A 16,647-nucleotide genomic window follows, 5' to 3' on the forward strand; every position below is an offset into this window, starting at 1 on the left:
CAAATCGTCTCAATATTTGTTAATGCCTGAATTTGGCGATCGCGAGTCACTAAAGGCAATCCTAAAAATAAGGCTGTAGCGACGATAATGCGATCGATTTGCCGAAGCATAGCTGAAATATTCCGATCCAAAGAGGCTAATCGCAATTTGAGAAAACGGCTATTCAATTTGGCGATCGCTTCCGAGTCGTTGTTCGATTAATCGACCAAATTGAGTTGTATCGATATCGCGATAGACTCGTTCTGCTGGTTGTTTTTCAATCCGTTCCATTAATGCTTGAAACGCAGTGCGATCGCTGCGATGTTCCAGAACATAGTGTTTGAGTTCTTGTAGAGTCATTGCTTGAAATTCAGTTTTCATCGATAAATCTCCAATTTCCATTGGGATAGACTTCAATCAAGATTTCAATCCCTGCAATAATGATACAGTTGCCAGTTCTCTTATCTAAACGAAGCATATCAATGGAAAGATAGCGATCGGTGAGTTGCTGGCAAAGCTGAAAACAACGGAAAGCCTGCTGAGTTGTGGGCAAATGTCAGCCTCCTTTTCAATATAACTTAATTCTCTCATATTGAATTGATTGGGCAGCGATCGCGTCAAAACTTCTCCTCAGAAATCCGAAAAAATACCGCCAATTTGGTAATATCTTCGGGGGTGAGAGTGCGATCTTGACTGAGAATTTCTTTGACAATCGTTTCATCTCCCAAAACCGGAATTAAATCGCGATCGCAAAGATTAGATTCCTCAAGTAACGCCTTAATTAAGTCAACACCTTTCAAAACAGGAAAAATCTCATGTTTTTCTTCATAATCATAAATCGTTAATCCCAAGATTTTGAGATAAGCGCGATCGTCCTCTGTCAGTTTAGGAAGATCTAAGATTTTATTAATTTGTTCTTGAGTTGCTTGATATTCTCCTTCATTCGTAATCGGACGAGGTGGAAAATTAGTGATTAACTCAAGATAGTAATTACTAGGTGCTTTCAAACCAATCGTCATTTTTCCATTTCTCCTTGTCGTATTCTGCATGAGTAAGTACGGAATGAATAAAAGCAATTTGATATTCGTAATCAATATAAACAACTAAGCGATAGTGATTACCGCTAATATTAAAAACGATAAAATTGCTAACAAGATCGGCTGATGGAAATATTTGTCGAATATCATTAAAATTAGTAAAAGTAGCATCAGTAATGCGTTCATACCAAAGTAACAGTCCCGATTGAGAATTTGGGTGTTTCTCCCAAAATTCTCTCAGTGCTTTGCGGCTAATGATACGCATGATTTCTTTTATTTTAATCTTTTTGACGATCGCTTTGCCCAGCATTTATAAAAGTTATTTTATCACTGAAATAGGGAAAGCGATCGCTATAATAATAAAAATCCCCGCGCCAATTTTACCCTATGAAAATCACCTTATTGTAAATTTATAACCGCTAAAATCCCTTTAAAAACTAAATCTGGATCGATCGCTATTTTGCCGGCAAACTCCGGATAAAGCATCGGTAACATTTCCCCCAACCAAACCCCATCACCTCCCGTCAAAATAACGCGACCTTTGGGAAAATCTTGCCACCAACTGAGAATAAATTCGCGAATTCCCGCTAAAACAGTATAGATAATTCCACTCGCGATCGCACCTTCTGTCTGCAAATTCCAGCGAGTCGGAAGTTGAGACGGTAAGACAACATCGGGTAACACCGCAGTGGTTTGAGAAAGGGCTAAAAATTGCGATCGCAACCCCGGTAAAATGGCTCCCCCTACTAACCGATAATCCTCCTGAATCCCCGTAAAAGTGAGTGCGGTTCCCCCATCGATCGCTAATGCCGGACAACCCCAAGATTTCGCCGCCCCATAAACCGCCAACGCGCGATCGATCCCCATTGTTGGATAGATTCCTTCCAAAGGAAGATGTTTTAAAGTGATTTCTTTGCTATAAGAATAAGACAGCCATAATTGTGTTTGTTCGGGAACAACAGAAGCAATATAAAGAGTCAGAGAGTGAATAACTTTTCCCAAAATTTCTAACGGGAATAGCCCTAAAGGAAACCTCGTCACTGACTGAGAAATATGCCCGGTATCCCACGTTTTCACCAGTTTTCCACCAGCAAAATAACCGAAATGCAATCGCGAATTACCAATAACTAATACAAGGAATTGGAAATCTTGAACAAATTGGCGATCGGAATGTGGCAAAATAGAAATGTAAAGAAAATTTAACAAAATCACGGGAGGCGGCTGATGGTAGCAACTCTAGAGAGAACCGAAAAACGCTTAACCATTCAAACAGCAGAGATTACTCAAGATACTACTACAGTTCGTTCCTTGGACTGGGATCGCGATCGCTTTGATATTGAATTTGGACTACAAAACGGCACGACTTACAATTCCTACCTGATCCGAGGGGATAAAATTGCCCTTGTCGATACCTCCCACGAAAAGTTTCGCCGACTCTATCTCGACACCCTAACGGGACTCATTGACCCCAAACAAATCGACTATTTGATTATCAGCCATACGGAACCGGATCATAGCGGATTAGTCAAAGATTTTCTCAAATTAAACCCGCAAGTAACTATCGTTGGGGCAAAAGTTGCGATTCAATTCCTTGAAGGATTCGTACACGAAAAATTTGAACGCCAAGTTATTAAAAATGGGGATAAAATCGACCTCGGTAAAGGTCACGTTTTAGAATTTGTCAATGCACCTAATTTACACTGGCCGGATACAATTTTAACCTATGATTGGGGAACAAAAACATTATATACCTGCGATGTTTTCGGAATGCACTATTGTTCTGACGATCTTTTTGATGCCAACTTAAAAGCAATTGAACCCGATTATCACTTCTACTATGAATGTTTGATGGGACCCAATGCGCGGTCGGTTTTATCTGCCCTCAAACGCATGAAAAAATTAGGGGATTTCGCCATAGTCGCTAACGGCCACGGTCCCTTACTCAAGCATAATGTCAATGAGTTAATCGATCGCTATCGAGATTGGAGTGAAGCACAAACCAAAGGAGATAAAACCGTCGCAGTCTTCTACGTTTCCGGCTACGGGGATAGCGATCGCCTTTCCCAGTCCATCGCCCGAGGTATTACCAAAACGGGAATCACCGTGGAAATGATGGATGCGATCGGGGCAGATCCCCAAGAGGTGCGAGAATTAGTGGAACATTCGGCAGGGTTAGCGATCGCAATGCCACCTGCTTCTGGTGAGAAAGCCAAAGAAGCAGCAACAACCCTCAGTACGATTCTCGCTTCTGCTAGTAATAAGCAAGTGATGGGATTTTTTGAATCCTATGGAGAAGATGACGAACCCATCGACCCAGTTTTAACCAAGTTTCGCGAGTTGGGACTCACGAAAGTATTTCCCAGTATTCGCATTAAAGATACTCCCACCGAAACCACTTACCAACTCTGCGAAGAAGCAGGGACAGATATGGGACAATTTTTAACTAAAGAAAAGTCGATTAAAAAACGAAAATCTCTCGATAGCGATCTCGATAAAGCGATCGGTCGCATTAGTAGCGGACTCTATATTATTACCGCAACAAAAGGTGACATTAAAGGGGCAATGTTAGCTTCTTGGGTTAATCAAGCCAGTTTTGAACCCTTGGGAATTACCATCGCTGTTGCTAAAGATCGAGCGATCGAATCTTTAATGCAAGTCGGCGATCGCTTTGTTTTAAATATTCTCGAAGAAGGCAACTATCAGCATTTAATGAAACATTTTCTCAAGCGATTTAAACCCGGTCAAGATCGGTTTGAAGGGGTAAAAGTACAAAATGCTAAAAACGGTTCTCCTGTTTTAATCGAGGCGTTGGCTTACCTCGAATGCGAAGTTTTAAGCCGTATGGAAACAAGCGATCATTGGATTGTTTACAGCCAAGTTGATGAAGGTCGCGTCTCTAAACCTGACTCTTTAACTGCTGTTCATCATCGCAAAGTCGGAAATTATTATTAACAGTCACCGGTTATCAGTCACCAGTCACCAGTCACCAGTCACCAGTTAATAACTAACAATCAACAACAAAATAACAATGTCAGAAAAACCTCGCGACGTTCAAGTGTCTCCGATTGCCGCAGAGACAAGAGTGCTGCGATCGCGCACTTGGGATAGACTCAAATTTGAAATTGAATATGCCTTGCAAAAAGGAACGACAGCTAATTCTTATCTCATTGAAGGAGATAAAACAGTTCTTTTCGATCCCCCCGGAGAATCTTTTACGGAAGTATTTCTCGCCGCTTTAAAAGAGCGCATCGATCTTCATGCGATCGATTACGTGATTCTGGGTCACGTTAACCCCAATCGTGCCACAACTCTAAAAGTTTTACTCGATCTTGCTCCACAAATTACCCTCGTTTGTTCCAATCCGGGGGCAATTTCTCTGCGGAAAATTCTTGAAGAACGAGAACTGAATATTACTGTTATTAAAGGGGAAGAAACTCTCGATCTCGGTCTTGGCCATCACTTACAATTGATTCCTGCCCCCAGTCCGAGATGGCCCGATCGCCTCTGTACCTACGACCCGAAAACCCAAATTCTCTACACTGATAAACTGTTTGGGGCGCATGTTTGCGGCGACCAAATCTTTGATGAAGGTTGGCAGGTTTACGCCGAAGATCGTCGTTATTATTTCGATTGTTTGATGGCACCCCATGCTACCCAAGTCGCCACCGCCCTGAATCGATTTGCTGAATATCCCGCCAAATTATACGCCCCCGGTCACGGTCCTCTCGTTAAATACGGCTTGACAGAACTCACTAATCTGTATCGAGAGTGGGCAGAAAAACAGAAAAAAAAAGCCAACACCGTCGCCCTCATTTATGCGTCAGCTTACGGAAACACCGCAACGATCGCACAAGCGATCGCGCGAGGAATCACCAAAGCCGGAGTCGCCGTCAACTCTATCAATTGCGAAGCCGCCGAACCCGAGGACATCAAAGCCGCCGTGGAACAATCCGCCGGCTTTATCATGGGTTCCCCTACCCTCGGCGGTCACGCCCCCACCCAAGTGCAAACCGCCCTCGGTATCGTTCTCTCAACCGCCGATAAGAATCAACTCGCGGGGGTTTTTGGCTCTTTTGGCTGGAGTGGGGAAGCGATCGATATTTTAGAAGGAAAATTCCGAGATGCGGGCTATCGCTTCGGATTTGAGCCGATCCGGGTTAAATTTAAACCCACCGATAGCATTCTCCAATATTGCGAGGAAGCGGGGACGGATTTTGCTCAATTATTGAAACGACAGGAGAAACAACGCAAAACAAAAGCGATCGGTTCCGAGTCTGAAGCCGCCCGTATCGAACAAGCGGTCGGGCGAGTGGTGGGGTCTTTGTCTGTTGTCACGGCGAAAAAAGGCGAACTCACTAGCGCTATGTTAGCCTCGTGGGTGACACAAGCCTCTTTTAATCCACCGGGTTTAACCATTGCTGTCGCCAAAGACCGAGCTATTGAGAATCTCGTGCAATCCGGCGATCGCTTTGTCCTCAATATTTTACCCGAGGGTAATCCCATTCAGAAACGGTTTATGAAGAATTATGCCCCCGGAGAAGACCGTTTTGCAGGCATTGAAACTGAAGAAGCAAGCAACGGCGGCTTGATTCTTAAAGACGCTTTAGCTTATCTAGAATGTCACGTGACCAGTCGGATGGAATGTGGCGATCATTGGATTGTTTACGCGATTACCGATACGGGACAAGTGTTGGATGAGAAAGGCAAAACCGCCGTTCATTATCGCAAAACTGGGAGTTTTTATTAAACAACGATGCGATCGCTTGCTATGCTCTCAATCCTGATTCAGGCGATCGCTTCTCTAGATGCCTCTTGCGCCTCCGCTTCAATTTGTTGAAGGATATCCAGTTCAGAGATCGCACTTCCCCGCAAAAAATCACTGTCCTTTGCGTGTTGAATTCCTCCTCGAGTTTGTTCGAGAACTTCGCCATAATTTTCTTCAACCAATGCTAATGCTGCTTTAACTCGGTGTAGCGTATAGGACTCCACGAGAGTAAAATCTTTTGCGGCTGCAAACCAATCGCGAGCAACCGACCGATCGCGGCGAATATGAGCGGAAAAATACGCACCTTCTAGCAAGAGAGCAGTACGATAGAACTCGGGTAGAGCTTGCTTGAGAGCTAAAGCGCGATCGAGATAATCTCCCGCTTTTTCGCACTCTCCGGCATCCAAAGCATGGTGGTAAGCCATGAGCAATCCAAATACTTGAAACATGGAGCGATCGTCGATCGCCAAACCCCAAGCGATCGTTTCTGGATCTACATCTCGCGGTCGAATTCCTTGCATTTGTGCGGCAGCATAAGTGTATATTCCGCGAAGGCAAAAACCGCCCGGTGTATTGCGAAGCAACATCAAAAGCAGGCGACCGTCGGTCTGAAATACGCCAAACTTGAGAGGAAGAAGATTAAGAATGGCGATGCTCAAATTCAGACAAGATAACCATGCTAGAGACCATAATAAAGGATTTTGTGCCGTGGTTTGCGGGAATTGAATTAAGATAACCCCCGACAAAAACAGCAAAAAGGAAGCAAATGGTCCGCCTGCAATTTTGATCGCGAGATTGCGTTGCAGATGCTTAATTTTCAGGGGAAATGTATTGGTCATTCCTCCAGCAGCGTATTTTGGCAAGAACCGAAAGCGAAGACCCTGACTATTGCGAACTAATGCAAAACGCTTAACCGCAATAAATCTGAGTTTAAAGCCACAGAATAAGGCTGCAATGAGATGACCTAATTCGTGAACCAAAATTGAGAGGTAAAAGTAAGGGAAAAAAATAACTAATAAAACAATCAACCATAAGACACTGAGAGATTCTGAATTCGGTTGAGGAATTTGAAATGACCACAGAAAAATAAGCAAAAAAGACAAGATTAAGGAGACAAACTGAAAAAGTTTGGATTGAGAGGTTGAGGTTTCTGGCTGTGATAGAGAGGATGGCTTAGAAATGGTTTTTTGCTGCCGCAGGAGCCGCTTTAGCCCCCAACCCGATAAACTGCCATACAATAATCCCCAGCAACCTCCGGCGATCGCACCGACAATTGTAGGAGACAGAACTAACAAATGATCAAGAGCAACACCTAAAAAGGCCGCGAGGAAACTACTCAACATCAAGGAAACAAAATTGAGAACGATCCACCAGTAAGCGTGTTTAACAATACGGCGTAAAATCCACCACTGTGATGTACTTAAAACAGAAGGATACATTAAGAAAGAAAAGATCGGTGGCAGCACCGTCACTGTCAAGAATAACGGAGGAAACGAGATAATCAATGCAATTAGACCTGTGAACTGCCAACCGCCAATATCACGTCGAATGCGCCGGAGTATCCACCATTGGAATCCAAACAGTCCCACGGTGAGATAGAGCAAGGAGAATAACCAGCCGTTATTGCCATGGCCTTCTTCTATATGGAGATTGGCAAAGAAAGCAAATGCACTTACCGCAAATACCCCACTGATTCCGTGGAGGAAAATCCATTGCTCTAGAAATCTTTTGTTTGTTGAGAGAGCCATTGATGAAGATAAATTGGACTGGTTTTAATGTAAACGGTTTTGCAGAATTGGGATAATGCGATCGTCAATTAAAAATATTTATCTTCAAAAGAAAACAGTATGAATTTATCCAAAAAAAGAGCGGGCAAAATGCCCACTGGAAGAGAGAAAAAAGAACAAGGAAATTAGCGATCGCTTAATTGAGCCGGTTTCACAGAAATATCGAGAGAATCGCTACCCCGTCGCACCTTAAAACGCAAAGATTGACCGATGCGACTCTCCTCAACCATATTTTGAATCTCCAGCCCAGTTTTCACGCGCCGGCCGTCAATTTCCACAATCACATCCCCGCGCCGCAACCCCGATCGCGCGGCAGGAGTCTCCGGCAACACCCGCCAAATAAACACCCCCTCCACTTCCGGCACGATAAAAGTGGAATTCGGGTCGTCATTGCTGCGTTTCGCCAATTCTGGCGTAATATCTCGCATTTCAATGCCCACATAAGGGTGAGGGACTTCTTTCCCCGCCGCCAGCGTATCTTTTAACTCCTTCGCCTTATTAATAGGAATGGCAAACCCAATCCCCGTCGCATTGGCGCGGATCGCCGTATTAATCCCGATCGCTTCCCCATTCGCATTTAAGAGAGGTCCGCCAGAATTGCCGGGATTGATCGCCGCATCGGTTTGCAGAAAATTGAGACGTTTATCGGGAATACCCACTTGCGAGGAAGGACGGTCTAAAGTGCTGATAATGCCCAGAGTCACCGTATTATTCAATCCCCCCGGACTGCCCACTGCGATCGCCCAGTCTCCGACCTCCATGCGATCGGAATTCCCCAAAGGAGTCACGGGCAAATTACTCGCCCCCTTAATTTTCACCACCGCCAAATCCGTCACCGGATCCGATCCCAACACCGTCGCCTCAAATTCGCGACCATCTTGTAAAGTAACGCTCACTTCATCCGCCCCTCGGACGACATGGGCATTAGTGAGAACAATTCCCTCAGTATCGATAATAAACCCCGATCCCTGACCCGATACCCGCCGTTCTTGGGGCATCTGTCCGAAGGGACTATCACCGAAAAACTCCCGGAAAAACGGATCGTTAAACATCGGCGGTACGCGGTTTTCTACCGTCCGCGCCGTATCAATGCGAACCACCGCCGGGCCGGTTTTCGCGATCGCTTCCGTGACAAAATTGCGACGACTAGAAGCAGGACGTTGAGCAACAAAAGTTCCCGAATTTTCGACGGGAGATGGGGCGATCGAGATCGGATCTGCTTGAGAGGAAGAAACCCGCAACGTCCCAAACGTTAAGACCACGCCCAAAATTAGGGCGAGTAAATGAGTACCGAGTCTTTGCATGGGTATTGAAAAACGCATCGTTGATTCTTGATCGATTCAAAAGTGAATTAAGGAAAATCCTTAATCGATGGTAGCGCGAGTCGATCGCCTAATGCAGTTGGCAGATTTGAGCCAGCAGAACGAGAGCGATGTTGATACACTAATAATTAGTCGCTTCGGAGGCAAAATCGTGACCCCAGCACAAACATCCTCGAGTATTCTCGGTAACTATGCTCCGGATTTTGAGTTACCAGGCGTTGACGGCGAAGTGTACCATCTCGCCTCTGCCCTCAAACCCTTACAAGGTTTGGGTGTGGTTTTTATTGGTAATGAATGTCCCTACGTCCAACGGTATCTCGATCGCCTCAAAGAAATTCAAGCCGAATTCAGCGATCGCGGTTTTTCCCTCATAGCGATCGGCTCCAACGACACCGCCCGAGTTCCCGCCGACAACTTCGAGCAGATGAAAGCCTTTGCCCGATCGCAAACCTTAAATTTTCCTTATCTCCGAGATCCCTCTCAAGATGTCGCCTCGGGCTTCGGCGTTGAAGTGACCCCCGAAGTATTTTTAGTCAATAAAAACGGCATTGTTTGTTATCGCGGGGCGATCGACGATTGTGCCGAAACCCCTGAAGCCGTTAGCAATCCCTATTTGAAAAATGCGATCGCGGCTCTCTTAGCCAATCAGCCCATTGCGCTCGAGAGAACCCCTGCCATCGGCTCCCCTCTACAATGGCGCGAAAAGTAAAAAATAGCAGCAAACTGGTGAGAGGGTGACTGATAACTGTATAGTAATTGAGGCAAACGCCAAATCCAGTCAAAATCGAGTCGCAAAAAATCGATGACATACCGAAGGGTTTTACTCAAACTAAGCGGCGAAGCCTTAATGGGAGATTTAGGCTACGGAATCGATCCGCAAGTGGTTGCAGATATCGCTCGGGAGATTTCCGAAGTGGTTAAAATTGGCGTACAAATCGCCATTGTGGTCGGAGGCGGTAATATTTTCCGAGGGGTTAAAGCCTCAGCCGCCGGCATGGATCGCGCCAGCGCCGACTATGTGGGCATGATTGCTACGGTCATGAATGCCATGACCTTACAAGATGCCCTCGAGCGCATGGAAATTCCCACCCGGGTGCAAACCGCGATCGCCATGCAGGAAATTGCCGAACCCTATATCCGACGTAGAGCCATTCGCCACCTCGAAAAAGGGCGCGTGGTCATCTTTGGAGCCGGATCCGGCAATCCCTTCTTTACCACCGATACCACCGCCGCCCTCAGAGCTGCCGAAATTGATGCTGAGGTGATTTTTAAAGCCACCAAAGTCGATGGCGTGTACGATGCGGATCCCAAACTCAACCCCGAGGCGCGACGCTATCAAAGTTTGACTTACGGCCACGTTTTAAGCCATGACTTAAGAGTAATGGACGGTACCGCGATCGCCCTATGTAAAGAAAATAATATCCCCATCATCGTTTTCGATCTTTCGGTTAGCGGCAATATCATTCGCTCGGCGTGTGGGGAACAGATTGGAACACTTGTAGGAGGATCTTGTGAAATTAACTGAAATTGAAGACCACATGACTAAAACTGTGGAAGCCACTCAACGGAACTTTAATACTATCCGCACGGGAAGAGCTAACACCCAATTACTCGATCGCATTACGGTGGAATATTACGGTGCGGACACGCCCCTAAAAGGTGTGGCCAACATCAGCACCCCCGATGCCACCACCATTCTCATTCAACCCTACGATAAAAGCAGCATGGCTGGCATTGAAAAAGCCATCACCCTGTCGGATCTGGGGTTGACTCCCAATAATGATGGCAGCAATATTCGCTTGAATATTCCCCCCCTCACCGCCGATCGCCGTAAAGAATTGGTCAAACAAGTGGGGAAACTGGCCGAAGAAGGCCGCGTCGGGATTCGCAATATTCGCCGGGACGCGATCGAGTCCGTGCGGAAACAAGAGAAAAAACACGAGATTTCTGAAGATGAATCTCGAGATATACAAGAGAAAATCCAAAAAATGACCGATAAATACAATAAAGAAATCGATAAAATTTTGGCAGCCAAAGAAAAAGATATCACCACGATTTGAGGACTCGAAATGCTGGATTGTATTATTATCGGAGCCGGACCCGGGGGCGGATCTGCTGCTTATCATCTCGCCAAACGCGGGCGCAAGGTTCTTGTTTTAGAGAAAGCCAAACTCCCTCGCTATAAACCCTGTGGGGGCGGTCTTTCCCCCGTCGTCGCCAAATGGTTCGATTTTGATTTTGCGCCGGTTATCGCCGCGAAGGTCGATCGCGTTCGTTTTACGTGGCAACAGGGCGATCGCGTGGAGGCAAACCTCGAGACGGAACCCATGTGGATGGTCAAGCGAGATGCTCTCGATCGCCTATTGCTGGAGCAAGCGCAAAGCCTCGGGGCAGAGGTTCAAGATGAAACGGAAGTCACCGCCCTCGAGTTTAACGGTACGGTTTGGCAAGTTTCCACAACTGGGGGGAATTTTCAGGCCACCTATGCGATCGGGGCAGATGGTGCAACCGGCATTTGTGCGAAATTGTTTGGCTTGGGAGGCGGCGAACTTCGCCAAGGCGGAGTCTTAGCGGTTCAGACCCCCCCCGAAACGGCCAATGCCGTCCATTTTGATTTTGGTTCTCTCAAAAAAGGGTTTATCTGGGATTTCCCTCAAGGGGATTCTCACACCGTCAGTGCCGCGATTATGAGAGGCTCGGGCAAAGCTCAAGAAGTCAAAAAACAATTGCTGAACTATGCCAAAAATCTCAATCTCGATAAAAGTCAATTCACCTACTATGATGCCCCCACGAAATTGTGGAGCGAAAATCGCGACCTCCATGCTCAAAATGCCTTGTTAGTTGGCGATGCGGCGGGCTTGGCCGATCCGCTTCTCGCCGAGGGCATTCGTCCGGCTCTATTGAGTGGCAAGATTGCGGCGGAAACCCTCGATAACGCCCTCGCCAGCAAAAATAATGCCTTAGAACACTATACGCAAACCCTGCAAGAAGAGTGGGGAAAAGATATGGGGTACGCCCAAACTTTGGGTAATTTTTTCTATAATAAATTGAATCTCCCCGGCATGTCTTCGCAAATTTACAAAATCGGGGTTAAACGTCCCATCTCCGCTAAAATTATGAGTCAAATTCTCTGTGGCGAGAAGCGTTATTCCGATGTTGGGGAGCAGGTCATTAATTTCTTCAAGCGATTTTTCGGACTGGGATAATTCGCGATCGCTTCTGCATTTCCTTTCTCCCAACAGAAAACAGAAAAGGGCAAGTTTTCAACAATTGCTCTCTCCCGACTATAATGAAAAAACACGAAGCAACGTTTTGACGTTAGGGTGCCCCAGCCAAAAGAGGAAAACAGAACCGCATTGTGGGAATGATCCCTCTCAGGCCCGGATGTTGTAGCGAGTAGAGTAAAGTCACGTTCTTCCCCAATAATGTCAGTATCTCCAGAACTAACAACCGATGTCGATCTGATCAAGACTCTCAGCCCCAGTGCAATGGATCAGATCATGTTTTATTTGGCCTTTAGCGCCATGCGAACGAGCGGTCATCGCCACGGTGCTTTCCTCGATGCGGCGGCGACCGCAGCCAAATGCGCGATTTATACAACCTTTGTCGAACAAAGCGAAAATATTCGCATGACGGGTCACTTGCACCATATCGAACCCAAACGGGTGAAAGCAATTGTCGCCGAAGTTCGTCAAGCGATCGCCGAGGGCAAGTTATTAAAAACATTAGGCTCTCAAGAACCCCGCTACCTGATTCAGTTTCCCTATGTTTGGTTGGAAAAATATCCTTGGCAGGAGGAGCGATCGCGAATAGATTCCACCAGCTTAACCTCGGAGCAAAAGCAGTACATCGAGGCAAAAGTTCCCAATAATTTACCCAATGCACTTTTTATTAGCTCATTTCAGTTCTCTGAGTTAATCGAGTTTTTACATATGCGTTCCCAAGAAATGCTACCTAAAGAGCGCAGAATGCCGATGAGCGAGGCACTAGCCGAGCATATAAGACGTCGCTTAATGTACTCGGGAACAGTGATGCGAGCGGATAATCCTTGGGGTTTACCTTTCTATATTCTCACTCGTTCTACCTACTCTCCCGCAGGACGAGAGGAACGCACCTATACGATGGTGGAAGATACGGCTCGCTATTTTCGCATGATGCGAGATTGGGCAGAAGAAAAACTGAATGTCATGCGTTTATTAGAGGAGTTAGATATTCCCCCGGAAAATTTAGCTGAAGCGAAGGCAGAATTAGATGAAGTAATTCGCAATTGGGCGGATAAATACCATCAGAAAGGGGGCAAACCAACAGTTCTACAGATGGTTTTTGGTGATAAAGAGGAGTAAATCTTGAACTATCAAACAAGAGCAATTCTTGCAGACGAACGACGAACTCTTTGCGATCGCACCACCCGAAAAAATATCAGAAATGCGATCGCTTCTCTTTCTCTTAGTCCTAAAAAAGTGCGATCGCTTCTCTTGGGGAAATAGAAGAAATGCGCTCGTTTTTCTTTTATCAATTAAATCGACGCAGCAAAATTTATACCTCGATAATTAGCATACATATCATCTTTGCTCCATCCTTCAGGATCGGGAACATGACGAAGATTATTTAACTCGTTGACAATGTAAACAGCCGGTCCACTCCTCTTTAATAAAGAGTTAGGTGGTGCTGAAAAGCGTTTTTCAAGACCCGTGACTAAAGTGGTTAAATCTCCTTTAAAAGCATCAGAACCATCGGTCAAGTTATTAACTTGATCAAAAGTTCCATCTCCGTTAGACAGATAAACTTCAGCCGTGTTATAGCGGTCATTATCCCATGCACCCTTCTCTCGTGCGATGGCGATCGTTATCCCATGCACCCTTCTCTTGACGAATGAAATCGGTTTTTCTATCTCCATCAAAATCAGCACCATGATGCAATGGACGAATTGAAGCGGGAGGAGGCGAAGGATTGAGATAAGCGATCGCTTTTTGCCCATCCCAAATAATATAACCCCGGGAGTTAAAATGGGTTCAAGAATAAAGGCTTGAAAATAAGACTCTGAAGACTCCTGAGAAGAGTTAGAATTTTTGGAAGAAAAGAACTTAAGCAGTAAATTGAAGAAAAGTAACATATATCGAAAATCCTCAGTCAGGGCAAAAGTCAGGGCGATCGCAGAAGCCATAAATAATCACTTCTATAGACTTCTCTGGAGTGACTGAGGATTTTTATGCAGAGAAACAAAAAACCGTTATATAACTACATAATTAACGTTGAATTCACTATTCTTTCTCTCGATAGGCGCGAATCATGGCTTGAGTTCCTTGTTCATTTCCTTCTCTATTGCCCAAACTTTGTACGATCTTAAAGAGGCGATCGCTCAATTCCGTCCCCGGTAATTCCAAAGATGCAACCTCGGCAATTTCTCGGACCAAACGCAGATCTTTAACGATGTGTTTGACCATAAAACCCGGGGCAAAATCTGCATTTGCCACCTTTATCCCTAAATTAGACAGCGCCCACGATCCTGCGGCTCCCGTACTGCATACTTCTACAATTAAACTGGGATCGATGCCTTGCTTTTCGGCCAATAGCATCGCCTCGCAGATACCGACCAAATTGAGAGCGCAGAGAATTTGATTGCACATTTTCACAGCTTGACCGCTGCCGATATTGCCACACGAGCGGATATTTTTTCCCATCATTTGCAAAAAAGGTTTACACTCAGTAAAATCTTGTTCGCTTCCTCCCACCATAAAGGTTAAAGTGCCATTTTTTGCCCCCACATCTCCCCCAGAAATCGGCGCATCGAGAAAGCGAAGCTCGTGCTTGACTAACTCATCACCTATTTTTTTTGCTGCTGTTGAACCGATAGTACTGGTATCAACAATTAACGCATTTTTAGGTGCATAATTGACGATACCTTCGGTTCCCAACAGTACTTCTTCGACATCGGGAACATCTCCCAAGCAAGAAAAGATAATACTGGCTGATTCTACCACTTCTTGAAGAGAAGAGACAATTTTTGCCCCGGCTTCAGTCGCAATTTTAATGCCCGGGCGATCGCTTGTTCGATTCCATGCTTTCACAGAACAGCCACTTTTTGCCAAATTCGCGGTCATATATCCTCCCATCACCCCTAATCCCAGAAAGCTTATTTGTTGATTGTGCATTTTTCTCCCTACTTGTTCATTGCTCATTGTTCATTGTCCAAGTGTTCGCGAATTAAGTTTAAAACCTTATTGGCATCAATCGGTTTAGTTAAGAAATTAGTTGCGCCAACCATTTTAGCTCGCACGCGATCGCCGATGCCATCTTTTCCTGTTAAGATGACGATCGGAATTTCTTTAAACCGTTCGATCCGACGAATTTGAGCGCAAATTTCATAGCCGTTGGCAATAGGCATGACTAAATCGAGAAAAATCAAATCCGGTCCGTGCTGTAATAACATGGGTAAGGTTTCGACTTCTCTTGCGATCGCTAAAAAGCGATATCCTGCGTCTGTGAGAATTTTTTTTAATATTTGCAGAGTTTGGCGATCGTCTTCAATACAAGCAATTAAAGGTTGGCGAGGTTTGACAACCGTTTCAAACTCTTTGAAAATCGGATGAGGCAAATCGGGAACTTTAACTAATTTAATGTTTTGTTGGCGAATATAGGGGGCTAAAGAGGTGGAAAGTTTTAAAACATCTTGTTGGCAAAGGGCGGCAATATCTCGTAGAGTTCTTTGTCCATTGCAGAGCGTCACGAGATTATTATAAGTTGTTTCGGGAATAACTTGTTTGAGTTGTTCGGGCTGGCTAATAACAGGAGCGAAATTGGGGGAATAGCCTTGTAATCCCGAATTAACCCACTGTTGCCAAACCAGATCGATTTGCACGATCGCCGCTTCTAATAACCAGTCAGTTTGGGGGAGTAAACCGCGATCGGAGGGACGGGTTCCGGGATAAGCCAGCAAAGAATAATGAGGTTTTTGTTTGTTGCGATCGTGAATTGTGTTGAGTTTGAGGGCGGCTAATTCGACAAACTGCATGAGATCGAATAATACTTCCGTCATTGTACCCAACATGGTGGCCACAATGGGTTCGGTATCGGCTAATTTACGCTGAAGTAAAACCACCAAAACTTGATAATCCCAACATTCGAGGGCATCGCTATTGCGTAGGTTAATTTGACTGGGATTGATTTCCCGACAGCACCGCCACAATTGCCTGCGCCATCGTCGAACCGTGTGAATTCCTCCTGTTGCCCAGATCAATCGCCCTAAATTCAGATAGAGTACCCATTTCTCTCGGGCGGTTAATTGTAGTTCTAGTTTCCCTGTAAATTTCTGCTCGCCATAGGAAATTAATAGAGCTTTAATGCCTCGAGCATCGAAAGGGTGACTGGATGAAGAAGGTGGGGAAAGAGGAGCAGCGATCGCGTTGTCGTCTGGCGATCGCCGATCGATCTCATTGGCGGGTCGAACAGCTGTCATAATAAATATTGCGGCAGAATGCGCCCAACTTATGCGATTATTCCCAATTGTATCAACTTAAAGATAATGGGAGAATAAAAATTGCGATCGCGAGAGAAATATAATTTCCTAGTTATTTGACATAAAGTCAACCGAAAAAATACTGAAATGGAAGCGATCTTTCTTGTGATTGCCCTCGATAATGTGGTTTCTTTCTAGAGCAACTGACAATGATTTCCGGAAATGCGATCGCATTTTCTCTTAACTTCCAGTTTTGGGAGCGAGGGATACTCGCAGTCAGTTTTTGCTACCCTAAAAGATA

Annotated in this window: 18 protein-coding genes; 8 read left to right on the forward strand and 10 right to left on the reverse strand. The window is 45.4% G+C overall.

The genetic code is table 11. From position 1 onward, the window contains the following. Window positions 1-159 precede the first annotated feature (159 nt). The 5 genes from AC6RV6_RS17145 to AC6RV6_RS17165 form a co-directional block, all read right to left on the reverse strand. Window positions 160-360 carry a DUF6887 family protein gene (locus AC6RV6_RS17145; RefSeq protein ID WP_500242098.1) on the reverse strand — a complete coding sequence of 67 codons (201 nt, stop codon included), beginning with the start codon at window positions 358-360 and terminating at the stop codon, window positions 160-162. Then, window positions 350-532, reverse strand: a complete 183-nt coding sequence (locus AC6RV6_RS17150; RefSeq protein WP_500242099.1) for a DUF6888 family protein — start codon at window positions 530-532, stop codon at window positions 350-352. Before AC6RV6_RS17150 ends, AC6RV6_RS17145 begins: the two co-directional genes overlap by 11 nt. A gap of 64 nt (window positions 533-596) precedes the next feature. Next, a complete protein-coding gene (locus AC6RV6_RS17155) occupies window positions 597-998 on the reverse strand; it encodes a helix-turn-helix domain-containing protein (RefSeq protein ID WP_500242100.1) in 402 nt (133 codons plus the stop codon). Further along, window positions 973-1,281, reverse strand: coding sequence for a type II toxin-antitoxin system HigB family toxin (locus tag AC6RV6_RS17160; protein WP_500242101.1), 309 nt, complete (start codon window positions 1,279-1,281; stop codon window positions 973-975). Before AC6RV6_RS17160 ends, AC6RV6_RS17155 begins: the two co-directional genes overlap by 26 nt. A 134-nt stretch (window positions 1,282-1,415) precedes the next feature. Continuing rightward, a complete protein-coding gene (locus AC6RV6_RS17165; protein WP_500242102.1) occupies window positions 1,416-2,195 on the reverse strand; it encodes a pantothenate kinase in 780 nt (259 codons plus the stop codon). A gap of 45 nt (window positions 2,196-2,240) precedes the next feature. On the opposite strand from AC6RV6_RS17165, the gene AC6RV6_RS17170 reads away from it, so the two are divergent. Together AC6RV6_RS17170 and AC6RV6_RS17175 are read left to right on the forward strand one after the other, a co-directional pair. Next, window positions 2,241-3,968: a diflavin flavoprotein gene (locus AC6RV6_RS17170; RefSeq protein ID WP_500242103.1), complete on the forward strand. Its 1,728-nt coding sequence runs from the start codon at window positions 2,241-2,243 to the stop codon at window positions 3,966-3,968. Between the two features lie 76 nt (window positions 3,969-4,044). Then, window positions 4,045-5,763 carry a diflavin flavoprotein gene (locus AC6RV6_RS17175; RefSeq protein ID WP_500242104.1) on the forward strand — a complete coding sequence of 573 codons (1,719 nt, stop codon included), beginning with the start codon at window positions 4,045-4,047 and terminating at the stop codon, window positions 5,761-5,763. Between the two features lie 38 nt (window positions 5,764-5,801). On the opposite strand, the gene AC6RV6_RS17180 is transcribed toward AC6RV6_RS17175, so the two are convergent. Both AC6RV6_RS17180 and AC6RV6_RS17185 read right to left on the reverse strand, forming a co-directional pair. Beyond that, window positions 5,802-7,529 (reverse strand): M50 family metallopeptidase, encoded by a 1,728-nt coding sequence (locus AC6RV6_RS17180; RefSeq protein ID WP_500242105.1) that lies wholly within the window; start codon window positions 7,527-7,529, stop codon window positions 5,802-5,804. Window positions 7,530-7,693: 164 nt separating this feature from the next. Further along, complete coding sequence (locus tag AC6RV6_RS17185) at window positions 7,694-8,890, reverse strand: HhoA/HhoB/HtrA family serine endopeptidase (protein WP_500242106.1); 1,197 nt, start codon at window positions 8,888-8,890, stop codon at window positions 7,694-7,696. A 49-nt stretch (window positions 8,891-8,939) separates the two neighbouring features. Here AC6RV6_RS17185 and AC6RV6_RS17190 point away from each other — a divergent pair, with 49 nt between their 5' ends. The 6 genes from AC6RV6_RS17190 to AC6RV6_RS17215 all read left to right on the forward strand — a co-directional run bounded on the left by AC6RV6_RS17190 (window position 8,940) and on the right by AC6RV6_RS17215 (window position 13,377). Continuing rightward, the gene (locus AC6RV6_RS17190) at window positions 8,940-9,599 is read left to right on the forward strand and encodes a thioredoxin family protein (RefSeq protein ID WP_500242107.1); all 660 of its coding nucleotides are present in this window, start codon (window positions 8,940-8,942) and stop codon (window positions 9,597-9,599) included. Between the two features lie 93 nt (window positions 9,600-9,692). Beyond that, complete coding sequence (gene pyrH, locus AC6RV6_RS17195) at window positions 9,693-10,415, forward strand: UMP kinase (protein WP_500242108.1); 723 nt, start codon at window positions 9,693-9,695, stop codon at window positions 10,413-10,415. Then, a complete protein-coding gene (gene frr / locus AC6RV6_RS17200) occupies window positions 10,402-10,950 on the forward strand; it encodes a ribosome recycling factor (RefSeq protein WP_500242109.1) in 549 nt (182 codons plus the stop codon). Before pyrH ends, frr begins: the two co-directional genes overlap by 14 nt. Window positions 10,951-10,959: 9 nt before the next feature. Further along, entirely contained in the window at window positions 10,960-12,096 is a 1,137-nt protein-coding gene (locus tag AC6RV6_RS17205; protein WP_500242110.1) for an NAD(P)/FAD-dependent oxidoreductase, read from the forward strand. A gap of 219 nt (window positions 12,097-12,315) precedes the next feature. Beyond that, window positions 12,316-13,233: a heterocyst differentiation master regulator HetR gene (gene hetR / locus AC6RV6_RS17210; protein WP_500242111.1), complete on the forward strand. Its 918-nt coding sequence runs from the start codon at window positions 12,316-12,318 to the stop codon at window positions 13,231-13,233. 3 nt (window positions 13,234-13,236) lie between these two features. Next, window positions 13,237-13,377 (forward strand): hypothetical protein, encoded by a 141-nt coding sequence (locus AC6RV6_RS17215; protein ID WP_500242112.1) that lies wholly within the window; start codon window positions 13,237-13,239, stop codon window positions 13,375-13,377. A 29-nt stretch (window positions 13,378-13,406) separates the two neighbouring features. On the opposite strand, the gene AC6RV6_RS17220 is transcribed toward AC6RV6_RS17215, so the two are convergent. The 3 genes from AC6RV6_RS17220 to AC6RV6_RS17230 all read right to left on the reverse strand — a co-directional run bounded on the left by AC6RV6_RS17220 (window position 13,407) and on the right by AC6RV6_RS17230 (window position 16,346). Beyond that, complete coding sequence (locus AC6RV6_RS17220; RefSeq protein ID WP_500242113.1) at window positions 13,407-14,054, reverse strand: hypothetical protein; 648 nt, start codon at window positions 14,052-14,054, stop codon at window positions 13,407-13,409. A gap of 97 nt (window positions 14,055-14,151) precedes the next feature. Then, on the reverse strand, window positions 14,152-15,069 hold the full coding sequence (locus AC6RV6_RS17225; RefSeq protein ID WP_500242114.1) for an NAD(P)-dependent oxidoreductase: 918 nt from the start codon (window positions 15,067-15,069) through the stop codon (window positions 14,152-14,154). After that, window positions 15,066-16,346 (reverse strand): response regulator, encoded by a 1,281-nt coding sequence (locus tag AC6RV6_RS17230; protein WP_500242115.1) that lies wholly within the window; start codon window positions 16,344-16,346, stop codon window positions 15,066-15,068. Before AC6RV6_RS17230 ends, AC6RV6_RS17225 begins: the two co-directional genes overlap by 4 nt. Window positions 16,347-16,647: the final 301 nt, after the last annotated feature.

Source organism: Spirulina sp. LEGE 11439, assembly GCF_059821285.1.

Excerpts from the sequence above, each read along its gene's own strand:
- AC6RV6_RS17145 (WP_500242098.1), bottom strand. The coding sequence starts at position 360 with ATGAAAACTGAATTTCAAGCAATGACTCTACAAGAACTCAAACACTAT.
- AC6RV6_RS17155 (WP_500242100.1), bottom strand. The coding sequence starts at position 998 with ATGACGATTGGTTTGAAAGCACCTAGTAATTACTATCTTGAGTTAATC.
- AC6RV6_RS17160 (WP_500242101.1), bottom strand. The coding sequence starts at position 1,281 with ATGCGTATCATTAGCCGCAAAGCACTGAGAGAATTTTGGGAGAAACAC.
- AC6RV6_RS17170 (WP_500242103.1), top strand. The coding sequence starts at position 2,241 with ATGGTAGCAACTCTAGAGAGAACCGAAAAACGCTTAACCATTCAAACA.
- AC6RV6_RS17175 (WP_500242104.1), top strand. The coding sequence starts at position 4,045 with ATGTCAGAAAAACCTCGCGACGTTCAAGTGTCTCCGATTGCCGCAGAG.
- AC6RV6_RS17180 (WP_500242105.1), bottom strand. The coding sequence starts at position 7,529 with ATGGCTCTCTCAACAAACAAAAGATTTCTAGAGCAATGGATTTTCCTC.
- AC6RV6_RS17185 (WP_500242106.1), bottom strand. The coding sequence starts at position 8,890 with ATGCGTTTTTCAATACCCATGCAAAGACTCGGTACTCATTTACTCGCC.
- AC6RV6_RS17190 (WP_500242107.1), top strand. The coding sequence starts at position 8,940 with ATGGTAGCGCGAGTCGATCGCCTAATGCAGTTGGCAGATTTGAGCCAG.
- pyrH (WP_500242108.1), top strand. The coding sequence starts at position 9,693 with ATGACATACCGAAGGGTTTTACTCAAACTAAGCGGCGAAGCCTTAATG.
- AC6RV6_RS17205 (WP_500242110.1), top strand. The coding sequence starts at position 10,960 with ATGCTGGATTGTATTATTATCGGAGCCGGACCCGGGGGCGGATCTGCT.
- hetR (WP_500242111.1), top strand. The coding sequence starts at position 12,316 with ATGTCAGTATCTCCAGAACTAACAACCGATGTCGATCTGATCAAGACT.
- AC6RV6_RS17220 (WP_500242113.1), bottom strand. The coding sequence starts at position 14,054 with ATGGCTTCTGCGATCGCCCTGACTTTTGCCCTGACTGAGGATTTTCGA.
- AC6RV6_RS17225 (WP_500242114.1), bottom strand. The coding sequence starts at position 15,069 with ATGAGCAATGAACAAGTAGGGAGAAAAATGCACAATCAACAAATAAGC.
- AC6RV6_RS17230 (WP_500242115.1), bottom strand. The coding sequence starts at position 16,346 with ATGACAGCTGTTCGACCCGCCAATGAGATCGATCGGCGATCGCCAGAC.